At 47.2% G+C, this 15,144-nt stretch carries 15 protein-coding genes; 8 read left to right on the top strand and 7 right to left on the bottom strand.

Annotation, left to right across the window (positions count from 1 at the left end; genetic code table 11):
* The first annotated feature begins 287 nt into the window (after positions 1-287).
* Positions 288-512: a hypothetical protein gene (locus L2713_RS19505; RefSeq protein ID WP_011624229.1), complete on the top strand. Its 225-nt coding sequence runs from the start codon at positions 288-290 to the stop codon at positions 510-512.
* Positions 513-718: 206 nt separating this feature from the next.
* Here the strand turns inward: L2713_RS19505 and L2713_RS19500 are convergent, their stop codons facing one another.
* From L2713_RS19500 to L2713_RS19490, 3 genes are read right to left on the bottom strand one after another with little or no spacing between them, the layout of a single operon-like run.
* Positions 719-1,651, bottom strand: coding sequence for an SPFH domain-containing protein (locus L2713_RS19500; RefSeq protein ID WP_088210025.1), 933 nt, complete (start codon positions 1,649-1,651; stop codon positions 719-721).
* Positions 1,651-2,586 carry an SPFH domain-containing protein gene (locus tag L2713_RS19495; RefSeq protein ID WP_011624233.1) on the bottom strand — a complete coding sequence of 312 codons (936 nt, stop codon included), beginning with the start codon at positions 2,584-2,586 and terminating at the stop codon, positions 1,651-1,653. Before L2713_RS19495 ends, L2713_RS19500 begins: the two co-directional genes overlap by 1 nt.
* A gap of 11 nt (positions 2,587-2,597) precedes the next feature.
* Positions 2,598-3,068: an NfeD family protein gene (locus tag L2713_RS19490; RefSeq protein WP_248969010.1), complete on the bottom strand. Its 471-nt coding sequence runs from the start codon at positions 3,066-3,068 to the stop codon at positions 2,598-2,600.
* A 487-nt stretch (positions 3,069-3,555) separates the two neighbouring features.
* Here L2713_RS19490 and L2713_RS19485 point away from each other — a divergent pair, with 487 nt between their 5' ends.
* Positions 3,556-4,308: an outer membrane protein OmpK gene (locus tag L2713_RS19485; RefSeq protein ID WP_011624976.1), complete on the top strand. Its 753-nt coding sequence runs from the start codon at positions 3,556-3,558 to the stop codon at positions 4,306-4,308.
* A gap of 112 nt (positions 4,309-4,420) precedes the next feature.
* Here the strand turns inward: L2713_RS19485 and udp are convergent, their stop codons facing one another.
* Entirely contained in the window at positions 4,421-5,179 is a 759-nt protein-coding gene (gene udp, locus L2713_RS19480) for a uridine phosphorylase (protein ID WP_011624236.1), read from the bottom strand.
* Between the two features lie 412 nt (positions 5,180-5,591).
* Between udp and L2713_RS19475 the strand changes: the two genes are divergently transcribed.
* Positions 5,592-5,804: an HP1242/YdcH family protein gene (locus L2713_RS19475; RefSeq protein WP_011624237.1), complete on the top strand. Its 213-nt coding sequence runs from the start codon at positions 5,592-5,594 to the stop codon at positions 5,802-5,804.
* 59 nt (positions 5,805-5,863) lie between these two features.
* Here L2713_RS19475 and L2713_RS19470 read toward each other — a convergent pair whose 3' ends face one another.
* Together L2713_RS19470 and L2713_RS19465 are read right to left on the bottom strand one after the other, a co-directional pair.
* Positions 5,864-7,039: a type III PLP-dependent enzyme gene (locus L2713_RS19470; RefSeq protein ID WP_011624238.1), complete on the bottom strand. Its 1,176-nt coding sequence runs from the start codon at positions 7,037-7,039 to the stop codon at positions 5,864-5,866.
* 427 nt (positions 7,040-7,466) lie between these two features.
* Positions 7,467-7,946 (bottom strand): hypothetical protein, encoded by a 480-nt coding sequence (locus tag L2713_RS19465; RefSeq protein ID WP_011624239.1) that lies wholly within the window; start codon positions 7,944-7,946, stop codon positions 7,467-7,469.
* A 168-nt stretch (positions 7,947-8,114) separates the two neighbouring features.
* Here L2713_RS19465 and L2713_RS19460 point away from each other — a divergent pair, with 168 nt between their 5' ends.
* Positions 8,115-8,951 (top strand): mechanosensitive ion channel family protein, encoded by an 837-nt coding sequence (locus L2713_RS19460; protein ID WP_248969009.1) that lies wholly within the window; start codon positions 8,115-8,117, stop codon positions 8,949-8,951.
* A 117-nt stretch (positions 8,952-9,068) separates the two neighbouring features.
* Positions 9,069-10,607, top strand: a complete 1,539-nt coding sequence (locus tag L2713_RS19455) for a tetratricopeptide repeat protein (protein ID WP_248969008.1) — start codon at positions 9,069-9,071, stop codon at positions 10,605-10,607.
* Between the two features lie 62 nt (positions 10,608-10,669).
* On the opposite strand, the gene L2713_RS19450 is transcribed toward L2713_RS19455, so the two are convergent.
* Positions 10,670-11,509, bottom strand: coding sequence for a LysR family transcriptional regulator (locus L2713_RS19450; protein WP_248969007.1), 840 nt, complete (start codon positions 11,507-11,509; stop codon positions 10,670-10,672).
* A 159-nt stretch (positions 11,510-11,668) separates the two neighbouring features.
* Between L2713_RS19450 and L2713_RS19445 the strand changes: the two genes are divergently transcribed.
* The 3 genes from L2713_RS19445 to L2713_RS19435 all read left to right on the top strand — a co-directional run bounded on the left by L2713_RS19445 (position 11,669) and on the right by L2713_RS19435 (position 15,139).
* Entirely contained in the window at positions 11,669-12,400 is a 732-nt protein-coding gene (locus L2713_RS19445; protein WP_248969006.1) for an SDR family oxidoreductase, read from the top strand.
* Positions 12,401-12,904: 504 nt separating this feature from the next.
* Positions 12,905-13,234, top strand: a complete 330-nt coding sequence (locus tag L2713_RS19440; protein WP_011624971.1) for a c-type cytochrome — start codon at positions 12,905-12,907, stop codon at positions 13,232-13,234.
* Between the two features lie 177 nt (positions 13,235-13,411).
* Positions 13,412-15,139 (top strand): DUF3373 domain-containing protein, encoded by a 1,728-nt coding sequence (locus L2713_RS19435; RefSeq protein ID WP_248969005.1) that lies wholly within the window; start codon positions 13,412-13,414, stop codon positions 15,137-15,139.
* The last annotated feature ends 5 nt before the right edge of the window (positions 15,140-15,144 follow it).

Below are 15,144 nucleotides of genomic sequence, written 5' to 3'. Positions count from 1 at the left end.
ACTCCCGTGTTACATTGACTTAAAAGGGAATAACCATTTCTTCGTCAATGCGCCTTGGATTGAGATGCCTGTGAGGCTCTGAACTGATTAGATATTTAATGTGATTGGTATAAGTCACAATTTCATTTTGTGAAATTTATAACCACCTATTTTTAAACAGTAAATTTGTTTATTAAGAAAGATTAATATGGCGTTTAATTGACCTAGATCAAACTTAGGCGTATCTCTTAGGTAACAGCAAAACCTGTTGTCTACTCATCAAAAATCCAACCTCAGGGTGAAGTATTATGAATGCATTAATCGAGATTGAAGCCTCTGAATTCAGCCAACTGTTCAAAAGCGGTGACGCCTTAAGCATCCGGATGTATATGGAGCATGTGCACATGCCTTTAGATGTGCAGGATAAGATTTACAACGAGATTTCGGCCTTAGCGGTACTCGAACAAGACACCATAGCGCGCCTTATCGAAACCCATTCCCACTCTGAAATTTCCGAGCGTCTGGCCTATTAATCACGGCTGAAGACGACGCGATACGCCAATGGACGGCTGCATTGAGTTCCCCATTCGCCGCGCCAGTTAACTGATATTTTTAACCCGCTTTTTTATCATTAATCCCATGCTAAACCACAAAAAATAAGGCCAAATATCACTATTTGGCCTTAGGTTTATGGGGCTTAAACTGATGAATATTTAAGCCCAAACATGATGTATGCGCCTTAAGCTTTCTCTTTTAAGCCTATGCTATTCATCCAGTAATCGAAATCGACCATATTACCGGGCAGCACCACACGGCTAGATTTCTGGCTTAAGCCATCGAGCTGCTTAAAGTACTGCTCACCAAGCTGCATACGCAGTGCGTTATGGCCGCCGGGCGCGGCAATCACAGTCGCTAAACGTTCGATCGATTCAGCAGTGGCTCGCGACAGGGTTAAAATCTCCTCCGCTTTACCTTCGGCCTCATTGATACGGCGCTGCATTTCACCTTCAGAGCGGTTTACGGTTTCCGCTTTAATCCCTTCGGAGCGATTGATCTTACTCTGCTTATCACCTTCACTCTTTGCCAGTAATGCACGGCGCTCGCGCTCGGCATTCACTTGCATTTCCATGGCGTTTTTCACTGTCTCGGGTGGCGTGATGTTCTTTATCTCATAACGGTGCACGCGAATACCCCACATGGCACCCGCTTGGTCGAGCACTTCCACTACCTTAGCGGAAATCACATCCCTCTCTTCGAAGGTGCGGTCGAGATCTAAGGTGCCGATCACTGAGCGCGTGGTGGTCTGCGCCAGCTGAATTGCCGCATAGCGATAGTCTGTGATCCCATAGCTAGCCTTGACTGGATCGGTAACAGAGATATAAATCACCCCGTCAACTTCCACATTCACTTCGTCACTGGAGAAGCACTCCTGTGGTGGTACGTCGATAGTTTCCTCTTTTAAGTCATGGATATAAGCCACTTTATCGACAAAAGGAATTAAGGTGTGGAAACCCGCATCTAACGTCGAGTGGTACTTACCTAAACGCTCAACAATATAAGCCGATTTAGTCGGAACTAAGCGGATGGATTGGAACAGCTTAATCACAAATATGGCGAAAATCAGTCCCCAAATGACCATTACCGCTACATCAGTATTCAATGGGATTTGCATTAGCGTGCTCCTTTGCTAGTTGCATTATGGCCACCCACGGTTTGGGTGACTTGTTCCATTCCTTCGAAGAATCCTTCGAGTTTTGCCATTTCCGCGGGGACAACCGACACTTGCGAATCGTTGAGGATCTTACCGACCTGAGCAATAAACTGCTCTTTTAACAGCATATTCATCGCATCGTTACCGCCATTAACCGCTAACGCTTGGGAAATCATCGCCATGCCTTCGGACTTTGCTTTAGCGATAATGGCAATTTCTTGCCCCGTACCTTTAGCTTCGTTGATACGCTTCTGTTTTTGGCCTTCAGAAATGTTAATCGCCTCTTGGCGCTCACCCTCTGACATATTGATCATCGCGGCCTTTTCGGCATTGGCCAAGGTGATTTCGGCGCGCTTACGACGCTCGGCTTCCATTTGTTTTTCGAGGGTATGGATCACATGACGCGATGGCGTGATATTACGGATCTCATAACGTAACACTTTGATCCCCCAAGGCTCAGACGCCTTATCAATCTCGCGCACTATGGATTCGTTTAAGCGATCACGCTCGGAAAAGGTCTCACTGAGGGTGAGCTTACCGATTTCAGAACGCATAGTGGTCTGTGCCAGATTCACGGCAGCTTTACGATAGTTCTCAATACCGTAGCTCGCTAACTTGCCGTCCATGACCTTGAGATACACTAAGCCATCCACTTCAAGCTGGGTGTTATCCTTTGAGATACAGCTTTGTGGCGGCACGTCGAGCACTTGCTCACGGGTATCGTGTTTATATGCGACGCGATCGAAGAAAGGGATTAGGAAGTGGAATCCCGGTTGTAACACAGTACGGAATTTTCCCAAACGCTCAATGACATGCACCTCACGCATTGGCACTATCAGCATCAGCTTATAGAGAATAAACAAGACAAATAAAATGACTAAGGTAAACACAAACATAGACTCATCCTTTAGTTTTGAGACGTTGCCTGATCAACAGGCTCAACCACTAGGGCAATGTTTTCACGGCAGATAATCCTGACCTCAGTGCCCGCAGCAATGATACTACCATCCCCCAATGCGGGCCATTCGCTCCCTTGGAACTCGACTCTTCCTGTCGTTTGTCCTGGACCTATGGTTTGTTTAACACGGGCGATTTGATTGTAGATATCAAGTTCTTCATCGGTGTTACCCACATGGGAATCTCCACCAACCAATTTTTGAGTGACTTGCCGAAAGGCGAGTAATAAGACGATGGCGGAAATAAACCACAGTGTCAGGCTTTGAACCACACCTTCCACCAGGCCAATCCATAAGGCGCCAGCCACCACTAAGCAGGCGGCGCCGAGTAGCACGACAATACCTCCAGGTATCACCAGCTCGGCTAACATCAAGATAATCCCGATAATAGACCAAACTAAAATCAGATTCGAAAACTCCATATTCCCCCCTGAAATGAGAGCATCCTGTGCTGCACTATAGCAGCAGAGTGACAGATATGCGACATAATATGTCATAAATTTATACGCCGATTTAAAAAGCACGGCAAGACAATTAACTTGGGAAAATGAGGGGATGAATTGACTCGCGGCAAAATATCGACTCAAGTTGTTCTAAAATTAAGCACAATCAATTCAAAAAGTTAGCTCACAATATCATCAAAAATGTATCGATAAATAAAATAACCGCTAAAAATCAATAAATTAAACACATCAAAAACCACAATTTGATTATGTGATTTTCACAACAACATTCGATAAAAAACTTTGAATAATTGTAAATTTTTGCATATATTGCCCGCACTTTTTACCTTGCCCTCAGCCAGTACCCATACAAGCCGCACCACCCTAGCCGTTTGTAGGTTCTGCCCTCGGAGCAGGAACTGAGTACAACTTTATTTAGCGTCTACCCCTACAACAGGAAATAACAATGAAAAAGACATGCCTATGTCTAGCATTAATGCTTTCACCTCAAGCATTTGCTGGTGACTTAGTACAGTGGTGGGATTTCAGTGCAACCGCCCTTTATGGCGAAGACTACGACTTGGCTCCTTCGGACAAGCAAGCGACAGTCACACTCGAAACCGCTGGTGCATGGAAATACGGTGATTGGTTTGCCTTCCAAGATTTTATCTACTTCAAAGGCGACCACACGGGCATGGATAGCACCACCTACGGAGAGATTTCACCTCGCTTTAGCGCGAGCAAAATCCTCGGCGAAAAAATTGCGTTCGGCCCTATTACCGATCTTTCATTAGCCCTCACCTACGAAGAAGGTGAAGGCCCTGTGCATAGCTTGCTCTATGGCTTAGGGGTCGATGTTGCCGTACCTTACTTTACCTACCTTAACTTCAACACTTATCGTCGCGATGCAATGAGTTCAGGCAATATCAGTGATGGCTGGCAGTTCACCCCAGTCTTCAGAATCGATATCCCTGTAGGTTCGGCCAATATCGTGCTCGATGGCTTTATCGATTGGGTATTTGCAACGGATAACAGTGGTTATGAAGAGAACTTCCACTTCAACCCTCAGCTGAAATACGATTTAGGTAAGAGCCTATTTGGTGATCACAAGGCAAATAAACTGCTTGTGGGTATCGAGTACGATCTGTGGACCAACAAATACGGCGTGAAGGGTGTCGACCAAGACACTTATTCTGTCATTGCTCAGTACCACTTCTAATCTAAGTGATACAGCCCGCCTTAGCGGATACAGCGAATAAAAAAGGTGCCTAGGGCACCTTTTTTATTATTACGCAAGCAACACTCGCTTTGCAGGGGAGCGTATCGGCGAATTAAGCCAGTAGCTTCTTAGCGGCAGCTACGACGATAGAAACAGCACTGACTTCAGTTTGCTTCATTGTCGCTTCGTTCGGGATTTCCTGTTGAGTGCGGTTTACGATAACGCCAGCCACACACGCCGCACGCCAACCTTGAGTCGCACACATAGTGAATAGGGTCGCTGATTCCATTTCATAGTTCAGCACGCCCATATCCTGCCACTCTTTCATTGAGCCAGCAAAACGACGGGTCACACGGCCAGTCACAGTGTCATAGCGCTCTTGGCCTGGATAGAAGGTATCAGAAGATGCGGTAACGCCGATATGAGGCTCTACGCCCGCATCGCGGCACGCAGCAACCATAGCGGTGGTACATTCGAAGTTAGCAACCGCAGGGAACTCCATAGGTGCGAAGTGTAAGCTCGCGCCATCTAAACGCACTGACGCTTGAGTCACAATCACATCACCCACATTTACATGGGGTTGAATCGCACCTGTGGTACCAACACGCAGGAAGGTATTCACGCCTAATTGCGCTAACTCTTCAACTGCAATCGACGTTGATGGACCACCGATACCGGTAGAACAAATCACCACAGGCTTACCGTCAGCATACGCTAAGTAGCTGGTGTACTCGCGGTGGCTTGCAAGGAATGTGGCATTATCCATTAACTCGGCAATACGTTTTACACGCTCTGGATCGCCCGGCACAATCGCCAAAGTGGCACCATCGAGCATCGCTTTGGTCAAACCTAAGTGAAATACATCAGCCATCGTGAAAACCCCTTTCATTTTTGATAATAAAATTCTTATAAAATCGACTTTAACCTAGTATCGAAGCGGTGAAGGTTAACTTGATCACAGAATTATCGGCAAGAAGAATTGTTCATTCGTAATGTAATTACCAAACCTATTACAGCTTGATCACAAAGATAGCAAATCTGTGATGTTTCTGTGGGCACTCGTCAATCAGGTGAAATTAAGTGTGAGCCAGAACTGACTCGCTCGCCACACTGGGCAATATAAAAGATATAGGCTGTTGATTTATAGCTAGTTTGCTGAAATCACCCTTTAGTATTAATCTGTAGGAGGACAAATATTGATCCATATCACGTTTCATCATCGTGGCTAGGGTTAGGGTTAAGACGAGACCAAAGCACGATAAAAGACGACAAGGAGAACGCCAATGTTTCCAGAATATCGAGATCTCATTACCACCTTAAAGACTCAAGATGCTCATTTTCAACGTAAATTCAACGAGCACAATCAATTAGATGAAGAAATCAAGCAACTGGAAAAACGCGTTGGCAGTGATTTCAATCCCACAGTGAAAGAACTCAAAAGCAAAAAACTGCATTTAAAAGAAGAGATCTATCAAATTCTCAAATCCCACAATTAAGTGGTGATACCAAAAACGAAGGGCGCCTAAGCGCCCTTTTTGTTGCCTTGCGGCTAAGATTACAGGTAGTAATCCTTCAGAGGTGGGAAACCGTTAAAGCACACCGCTGAATAAGTGGTGGTGTAAGCACCGGCGGTTAACCAGTACATACGGTCTCCAATTGCTAGGTCATTCGGCAGACCATAGCTGTAGTGTTCGTACATGATGTCGGCGCTATCGCAGGTCGGGCCGGCGATAACACATTTGTCCAACTCACCTTGTTTGTGGGTGAAGATTGGGAATTTAATCGCCTCGTCCATGGTTTCGATTAAACCAGAGAACTTACCCACATCGGTAAATACCCAACGCTCTAATGCGGTGTAGGATTTCTTACTGATCAGCACCACCTCAGACACCAATACCCCAGCGTTAGAGATCAACGAACGACCCGGCTCCAGAATGATCTGCGGCAAATCGTCACCAAAATCTTCCTTCAGGAAGTGGGTGATTTGCTCAGCATACACACCGAGTTGATTGGTTTTGTCGATATAGTTAGCTGGGAAGCCACCCCCCATGTTGATCATCTTCAGGACGATGTTGTGCTCATCACGCAGACGATCGAAGATGCTCTTCACTTTACCAATCGCCGAATCCCAAGCACCGATATCACGTTGCTGTGAACCCACGTGGAATGAAATACCAAAGGGCTCTAAGCCTAATTCCTTCGCCAGAACTAACAGCTCATAAGCCATCTCATTTTGGCAACCAAACTTACGAGACAGTGGCCAATCGGCGGTGTCTGTGCCTTCGGTCAGGATACGCACATAGATACGTGAACCCGGCGCTTCTTCGGCGATCATACGTAAGTCTGCCTCAGAATCCGATGCATACATACGCACACCACGCTCATAAAACGCACGCACATCTTGACGCTTTTTGATGGTATTGCCATAGCTCACGCGGTCAGGCGTTACGCCCACGTTAGTGACCATATCTAATTCATAAATCGACGCAATATCGAAGTTTGACCCTTTGTTTTTCAGTAACGTCAGGATCTCAGCCGCAGGGTTTGCCTTAACTGCATAATAAACATCGGCATAAGGAAAACTATTAACCATGTCATCGTATTGTTTCGCAATGATACTGGTATCAATCACTACGAACGGGGTCGCTTTATCTTTGGCAAACTCTTCAATACGCTTGAAGGTTTCAGCATCATAATAGTCAGCAACATCAATAGATTGAAATTGGCTCATTGGGCCAGAGTCTCCTTTGGGTCAAATGGTAAAAGATTCGTTGTCTGTCTTAAAAACGTGCGCAGTAAACGCTATTTTTTTACTTAACGCAACGAATTTTTATGCTTAATAACTAACTTTTTATTCCATGAAATTTTAAGCGGTGACAAACCTAAAAAAACTGCCATCAAAACAGATAATTATGCACAAGAGCACAACAGAGAATATTGACGTTTTTGAGGTAGGAAAAATGAATTTTTTACGACGGCAACTCAAGCTTATGCAGCTAAGGATGATCTGAGGAAAAATACTGAGTAACACTCGTTGGCCGATTAGCGATTCAAGCTCAATCCGCACGAGCCAAAAATCACCTCTCTAAAACGAGATAAAATGTGTTGAGGGGTGAGCCCTTCAACATAGCCCCCCTCAACATTGGCTTCAAAACAGACTATTGCGACTCGTTTAGTTTCGCTAAGGCTTGGCTTAAGGCTTCACTCGAATCGAAGTAGGCGATGTCCTGAATATTGCGGTGGTCCAGTAAAATCATCGTCGCCATATCTTTAGTATCGGGTAACAGGCGGCTAATCTCGCCTTCCCTGTCTAAACCAATGGCAAAGGGCAACTCCTGCATTTGCGGCACGGCGACAAATTTAGCGATCAACGATGGCATGCCACTGATATCCGCCACATAGACTAAATGCGGTGGAAACTTATCTCCCGCGAGTGGTGTAAGCGTTTCTTTAATAATATCGCCGCCTTTCATACTGCGGCTAAAGAGCACGACTTTGGTTTCGTCAGTCACACTGACCGCTTGCTCATTTTGATCCTGCAATGAAATAGGATTGATCGCATCCCCGGCAACGTAACTCGCCGCCAAGGCCATCATGGGAGTGAAAAGGAAGGACAGACACAACAACAGCTTTCTCATAAACACTTAACTCCATTTTTGATACGGGCAATAGCATACCCGAGTCTCACAACCGACTCATTTAATCCGAGCCATTACATGATACGCTTCACAATGCATGGCGAATACGCCTTTCAAAGCAATTGTACGTTATACTAAGGCGGTTAAATTTATTGTAAGGATATCATTATGATAACACCTGGGCTCGATCAGGAATTGCAGCAACTCCAAGGCGTTTACCAGCTGATCACCGAGTTTTTAGTCAATTATAGTTTCCAATTAATCGGTGCTGCGCTGGTCTTTTTATTGGGTCTGTGGGTCGCCAGCAAAGTCTCGCGCTTAGTCGCCAAGCAGTGCGAAAAGCATCACATCGACATCACCCTGAGTAACTTTGTCAGCAATCTGATCCGTATCCTGATCATTGTCATGGTGGGTATTATTGCCCTTGGCAAGATAGGCATTAGCGTCACGCCCATGGTGGCAGCGATTGGTGCCGCCTCCCTCGGCGCGGGTTTAGCCCTACAGGGCATGCTGTCGAACTATGCTGCTGGGGTCACCATTATTGTGACTCGCCCTTTTGTGGTCGGAAATACCATCGAAATCAAAGGAGAAAGCGGTGTCGTCACGCGAATTAATTTGGGGATGACGATTTTAACCAATGAGGAAGGCGAGCAAATTAGCATTCCCAACAAACACATCGTTGGTGAGATCTTACATAACTCCTTCGGTAATAAGCTGGTCGAAACCCAATTTAACCTGAGTTATCACAACGACCCTGAGGCGGCGATAAGCCTAATTACTGAGCTGCTGAGCCAAAACCCCAATGTCAGTCAGGACACTACACCAAATATTGGTATCAATGGTTTTAATGCCATCGGCATTGAGATTGGTGTGCGTTACTGGGTACCGACACAAAGTTACTTTCAGCATAAATACAAGATAAATATGGCCATTTATAACGCCCTCAAACAGGCTGGTATCGAAATGGCTTGCCCAGTGCGAGAAATTCATTTGCAAGAAAAGTAAGCACCTCCATCGAGGCGAATGAATTCAAACATTCGCCTCATCTAGCACAGTTAACTTGCATTTTTTGCGGGATGCGCGTTTACTGTGCAGCCCAAATATCGATAGTGACGGATTACTATGTTGTTGATACTTATCATTATAGCCTTTGTCGTTCTGTTTATTTTTTTTGCCAAATACCAAAAAAAGAAAATACAAGCCGAAGCGCTTGCCGCGGGTGAGCCCTCGGCGCTACTCAATCACGGACTCACATTAATCAATCAGGGCGAAGTCAACTCAGGCCTAGACTATATTCAGCAGGCCGTCGATAAAGACTTTGCAGTGGCCGCCATTGCTATGGCCGAGTTGTATTCGGGTCGATTCCAGCAAGTCCCCGCCGATCCCAAGGCATCTGAATATTGGTATCGAAAAGCCGCCGAGATCGATCCGCAATTTTTACCCATGATCACCCTGCCGAGCTTGGTCGCCTCTGAGGCGCAAACACCCGAGCAATTACGCGAACAGGTCGAACAACTCAAAGCCAGTGCTGAAGCGGGGCAAGTCGAGTTTCAATATGAGCTCGCCTATTTGTATCTCAGACAACCCTTTCTCGATCCCGATGCAAGCCAAGCCATTTACTGGTTCGAAAAGGCGGCCGCCCAAGGCAAGCAAGATGCCTATTACCACTTAGGCACCCTGTATTGGCACGATGAACGTGTCACGCCAGACTATAGCAAAGCGCGGGAATACTTTGAGAAAGCCGTCGCCGCCGGTGATGAACTCGCAAAAGATAACTTAGGCCATATGCTGGCCGCTGGCCAAGGCGGCCCTAAAGATCTCGTCCGTGCCGAAGCCCTACTCAGCGAATATGCCGCAGAAAATGATTTTCGCCAGTATTACCTAGGCAAACGTTTCCTCTATGGTGAAGATTTTGCCGTCGACTACGGCAAGGCCCGTCACTGGTTAGAAAAATCCTGCGCCACTGACAATGTCTTTGCCAAATTAGCGCTGGCACACCTTAAACTACTCGACCCACAAACGGATAATGACTACCAGCAGGCAAGAACAGAATTCGAGACTCTGGCATCCCAGTGGCAAGAAGAAGCCCTATTCGGTCTAGGTAAAATCTACGAGGAAGGCTTAGGCGTCTCGCGCCAACCGATTAAAGCCTTAATGTATTACCAACTGGCGGCCATGAGCCATATCAGTGACTATCAAGACGCATATGAGAAGCTCAGTAAGCGCTTGGGCACCCTAGAGATCCGCGAAGCCCAAAGCCTGTGTAATAACTTTCTGCATCAACACCCTATTCCCGATGAGCAGCAGGCTTATTACCATCTTAACCAAGCAGAAATCTACCGCAAGGGTGAGCATCCGAGCCGCGAAGCGCTGCAAACCGCAGAGACTTGGTACCGCAAAGCCGCCGACTTGGGCAGCCAAGATGGCATGCAAGCCCTCGTTGACATCTACCGCCACGAGTCGATTGATAAACCGGTTCAGACATATATTTGGTCGAGCATATTACTGCGCAACTTTGGTCAATACGGGATGAATAGCGATCAACTCTTGTATCAACAACAAGTCCTGCCGCGCTTAACGGAGTCCGAGTTGTTGTATGCCCAAGATGAAATCGAGAGGATTGAAACCCAGCTAGCACCTTACTTACAGAGCAACGAGTGAGGATAAACAGCTGATTGCAGGGTTTGGCCGCTTAGCCAAACCCTAGTGTTGAGAACCACGGCTTAAACCGAGGCTTGGGTTAAATGCCGCAGCAATGTCGCCAGCGTAGGAGCAACGGTTTGATGGGATGGATAACACAAACCAATGCGGCGAAACATCCGAGGCCCATCGAATTTAATCTGTTTAAGCCGAGGCTCGTCTTCGATTAGTCCATCGGGGAGAAAACTCACCCCAAATCCCGCCAGCACCAGCGACATCACTAAAGACTTAGATTCCGCCTTCGCCACCAAATTGAGCGACAAATTGCTGCAGGCGAGTAAGCCTATGGTTTGCTGATGCGCCTCGCAGGGTGGGCACTCAATAAAGTCGTACTGACTTAAGTCTTCGGGGCGAATACTGCTAACCAGGGCCAGTGAATGCTCCCTTGGCACACATAGCACATAGTCCTCCTCCCATAACGGAAAAAACACTTCATCCTCATGGCGTAAGCTGTCTAGGGTTAACCGACAATCCGCAGGACTTTGATAGTCCACCAGCTCTAAATCTAAATGACTAATTGCCTGATTAATTTGAGTTAATAACCCAGCAAGGCGACGCTGACTCAGATCGGGCATCACGGCTAAGCGCAGCTTTTGCCGACTCGCCTTAGCCATAAATAGCGCGGGTAACTTGCTGGCTTCCTCCACCAATTTAACCGCCAGTGGATACAGATAGTGGGCGCTATCCAAGGCTTTTACGCCTTTTTTATTGCGCTCGAATAAGGCGCCACCTAGCTCCTCCTCTAGCTGTTTAAGCCCAGCCGAAAGTGAGGGCTGACTGACATAACAGCGTGTTGCCGCCGCCGTAATATTGTTTTCTTCGTAAATCGCGATAAAAAAGCGCAATAAGCGTAAATCCACCATCTAACGTCACCCTATCAACCCAATATTCTGTCATAGGCAAAGCCTATCATCCAGTGGCAATAAGTATTTTTCAACCGATAAACCGCCACTTATACTCAACTAAACCGGATAAAACGATCTTTCAGCCAGCTTTTCAAACCTTTTAGATAGGAAATACTAATGACAAATACCACTCAACCCCTCGTTGTGATCACCGGCGCCTCATCGGGTATAGGTGCCGCCATCGCCAAACAGTTTAGTGCTGCAGGACACCCGCTATTACTACTGGCGCGCCGTGTAGAGCCAATGCAAGCCCTTGAGTTACCCAATAGCCTAGCCATAGGTGTCGATGTAACAGACACCGCCGCCATCAAGGCTGCCATCAACCAAGCGGAAGCACAATTTGGCCCAGTCGGTTGTCTTATCAACAACGCCGGCGTCATGCTGCTCGGGCAAATCGACACTCAAGATCCCAACGAATGGAGTCGCATGCTCAATATCAATGTGATGGGCGTACTCAATGGTATCCATGCGGTTTTAGCCAGCATGAAGGCGCGCAAAACGGGCACCATTATCAATATCAGTTCTGTTGCGGGACGGAAGACCTTCCCCAACCATGCGGCTTACTGCGCGACTAAATTTGCCGTGCATGCCTTAACCGAAAATATCCGTGAAGAAGTGGCGATGGACGATGTACGCTTAATCACCATAGCGCCGGGAGCGGTCGAGACAGAACTCTTAAGCCACACCACGGATGATGCTATCAAAGCTGGCTATCAAGATTGGAAGGTACAAATGGGCGGCGTGATTGCCCCCGAAAACGTGGCCTCTGCGGCATTATTTGCTTGGCAACAACCACAAAATGTCTGTGTGCGTGAGATAGTGTTAGCACCAACACGCCAGCAACCTTAAGCGACTTGCTTAGCACGACCTTGCGTAATACGGGTCAAACGCAGTGTGCGAGTGCCGCTGCGTTTAAAAATATAGCAACCGACCGAGTGCCCTCCCCCCTATCCACTGTACCAAGTTGCGCCAAATTCACACTTAAACACAGCGAAAATGGAGCGAAATCATTCCGACTGACTACTTTAGAGATCGTAAATTTTACAAAGTGTTAACTCGATCACTATCATTTTTTCGTCCTCTCCGACCGAAATCCCGAGCTGCGACACAACAAGCTAATTTAGCAATAAAAACAAGTCTTTGTTTTTGAAAATGTAAATTCACACCCAATTCAATCCATCGCCAGTCAATTAGATTTTTATCAATGAAATTTTTATCAATTAGATTTTTTTAATGAAAGTGATACACCTCAAATAAACATCCCGTCACCTTTGATAAATTTATTCACAAGGTGGAAGCAATAGCCACATTCCACCAACAAAGTCATGTGAATGACAATTAAGAAAGGATGAGATGATGAAAACTTCAACTAAGATCGCAATCGCCGTCGCGCTAATCAGCAGTTTGGGACTTCAAGCCTACGCCGCCGATGGGGGCAATCCCAAAAAGGGAAAACACCTCTATAAAAAAGAATGTAAAGCCTGCCATAGCCAAGGTGGTGAAGGTGGCGAGCTAACCCCAATGAGCAAAACCATGAGCCAGTGGGATCGCTTTTTCGACAAAGATAAACACAAACTCAAGCCTGAGGTATTCAACGGCCTCACCGAGCAAGATCTCAAAGATATACAGCAATTCCTGTATGACCATGCCGCCGACTCGGAGCAACCGCAAACCTGCGGTTAATCGCTGCCGAGCCTAAATCAAAGGGATAACCGCAGGCCTGCAACTGTAAGTTAACCCATTGAAATAAAACCAAGCCCAATAAGAGAAAAATGGGGAGCACACCTCAGGGCCTCCTGTTGGGTAAATTTGGCACTGTGCCTTGAGCCTGTGCCAGCGGAACACTCAGGGAGAAACCCTATGCGTACACCTACACTCATTTCGATATTGGTTGCAAATGCGCTGTTTATGTCTGGCCAAGCCTTTGCCGCCAACGAAACGCCAGCCGACACCCAAAAAATGGCCGAGCTGAAACAACAGCTTGCCGATATCACCGAACAACTCGATGAACTCAATAGCCGTGTCGATAAAACCGAGCGCCACACCTCGTTAGACCGCCTTGAAATCACCGGTGACTTTAGAACCAAGGCCCACTCACTGCATTACCGCGATGTCGTTTGGAACCCCGCCATTAAGGTGAACTTTAATGACTTTGGCGCCAAGGCCATGTCCGGCGCCTTTGGGATGCCAAACGATCCTAACTCGCCTCTCGGACAGATGATGCAAGCCAATCCCGATCTGGCCGCCGCCTTTCAAAATGGCATGTTACAGGGCGTCATGCCCTATGTACTCGCGCAGCAACATATCCAAGATATTGATAACGATATCTTTTACACCACTCGCCTGCGGTTAAATCTTAAGGCCAAGGTATGGGATAACGTCAGCTTTGCCGGTCGTCTGAGCATGTATAAAAACTGGGGCGACTCCACCGGCGTACAAGTGTTCGACTCCTGGCGCTCATTCACTATGGATGGCACCAGCAGCGGCAACACCAGTGGTGACTGGCTAAGGGTAGAACGCGCCTATTTCGACTGGAAAAAAATCAATGGCTCCGAGTTTTACCTCTCGATTGGTCGCCGTCCATCCACCTATGGCCCACCAAGCCACTACCGTGAAAACGAACTGCGTGGCGGCACGCCCTCTGGCCATTTAGTCAACTTTAACTTCGACGGCGCCACCTTAGGCTACAACCTAGGGGAAATCACCGGGGTTGAGGGGCAAGTGGTTCGCTTCTGTTATGGCCAAGGCTTTGAATCCCAATGGGGCAATGGCGAAATGTTTGGCGATATCGTCACCAAGGATACCCACCTCGGCGGCTTTAATATCGATGCCATCAACGACGGCACTAACTTCCTGCAATTCACCCTGTTTGGTGCCAAAGACATCAACGACGGCTTTAAAGGCACTATGGCCTTCCCGACCCAACTGGCGGGGATTTTTGCTCCAACCATGTACCAAGATATGCAAAAGTTCGACAACTTTAACTTTGTCACCCGAGTGCAACCTAGCGGCGTCATTGGTGATATGTACCTTGGCGGCATTGGCTTTGCGCGGGAAGAAGCTAACGATATCAAATGGTTTGCCTCACTAGGCTGGACACGCGCCGAGCCAAATGGCAATGCGGGTATGTTCGGCGGCATGTTATCCGATGCGGTGTTTGAAGCAGAGCTCAACAGCACTGGGACCGAAATCATCATGGTACCGAAAACCAGCGATGATACCGATACCAAAGATGGTTATGGCATCTATCTGGGTATCCAAATCCCCGCGCCCTACGGCAAGTTTGGCTTGGAATATAACTACGGTTCTAAATATTGGACGCCGTTCACCCAAGCCCAAGATGACCCAATCGGTAGCAAGTTAGCCACCCGTGGCCATGTCGGCGAAGCCTATTACATCTTTGATATCAATCCCAAAATGTTTATCAAACTGGCAGGGCTCTACTACGACTACGAATACACAGGTAGCGGTACGCCTGTGGGCGCCCCACAAAAAATCGATGAGGTGTTAGCGGGCTCTGCCTACTCGATGCTGCCGGTGGTCGATAAGGCCTTCGATGTGAATGCCTCGCTGACCATTAACTTCTAACCATA

Source organism: Shewanella seohaensis, from assembly GCF_023283775.1.
GTDB classification, from domain to species: domain Bacteria; phylum Pseudomonadota; class Gammaproteobacteria; order Enterobacterales; family Shewanellaceae; genus Shewanella; species Shewanella seohaensis.
This window is presented reverse-complemented; position numbering and strand designations above follow the sequence as displayed.

Coding starts and splice junctions, on each gene's coding strand:
- L2713_RS19450 (WP_248969007.1), bottom strand. CDS start 11,509: ATGGTGGATTTACGCTTATTGCGCTTTTTTATCGCGATTTACGAAGAA.
- L2713_RS19495 (WP_011624233.1), bottom strand. CDS start 2,586: ATGTTTGTGTTTACCTTAGTCATTTTATTTGTCTTGTTTATTCTCTAT.
- L2713_RS19440 (WP_011624971.1), top strand. CDS start 12,905: ATGATGAAAACTTCAACTAAGATCGCAATCGCCGTCGCGCTAATCAGC.
- L2713_RS19455 (WP_248969008.1), top strand. CDS start 9,069: ATGTTGTTGATACTTATCATTATAGCCTTTGTCGTTCTGTTTATTTTT.
- L2713_RS19500 (WP_088210025.1), bottom strand. CDS start 1,651: ATGCAAATCCCATTGAATACTGATGTAGCGGTAATGGTCATTTGGGGA.
- L2713_RS19460 (WP_248969009.1), top strand. CDS start 8,115: ATGATAACACCTGGGCTCGATCAGGAATTGCAGCAACTCCAAGGCGTT.
- L2713_RS19485 (WP_011624976.1), top strand. CDS start 3,556: ATGAAAAAGACATGCCTATGTCTAGCATTAATGCTTTCACCTCAAGCA.
- L2713_RS19465 (WP_011624239.1), bottom strand. CDS start 7,946: ATGAGAAAGCTGTTGTTGTGTCTGTCCTTCCTTTTCACTCCCATGATG.
- L2713_RS19475 (WP_011624237.1), top strand. CDS start 5,592: ATGTTTCCAGAATATCGAGATCTCATTACCACCTTAAAGACTCAAGAT.
- L2713_RS19490 (WP_248969010.1), bottom strand. CDS start 3,068: ATGGAGTTTTCGAATCTGATTTTAGTTTGGTCTATTATCGGGATTATC.
- udp (WP_011624236.1), bottom strand. CDS start 5,179: ATGGCTGATGTATTTCACTTAGGTTTGACCAAAGCGATGCTCGATGGT.
- L2713_RS19435 (WP_248969005.1), top strand. CDS start 13,412: ATGCGTACACCTACACTCATTTCGATATTGGTTGCAAATGCGCTGTTT.
- L2713_RS19505 (WP_011624229.1), top strand. CDS start 288: ATGAATGCATTAATCGAGATTGAAGCCTCTGAATTCAGCCAACTGTTC.
- L2713_RS19445 (WP_248969006.1), top strand. CDS start 11,669: ATGACAAATACCACTCAACCCCTCGTTGTGATCACCGGCGCCTCATCG.
- L2713_RS19470 (WP_011624238.1), bottom strand. CDS start 7,039: ATGAGCCAATTTCAATCTATTGATGTTGCTGACTATTATGATGCTGAA.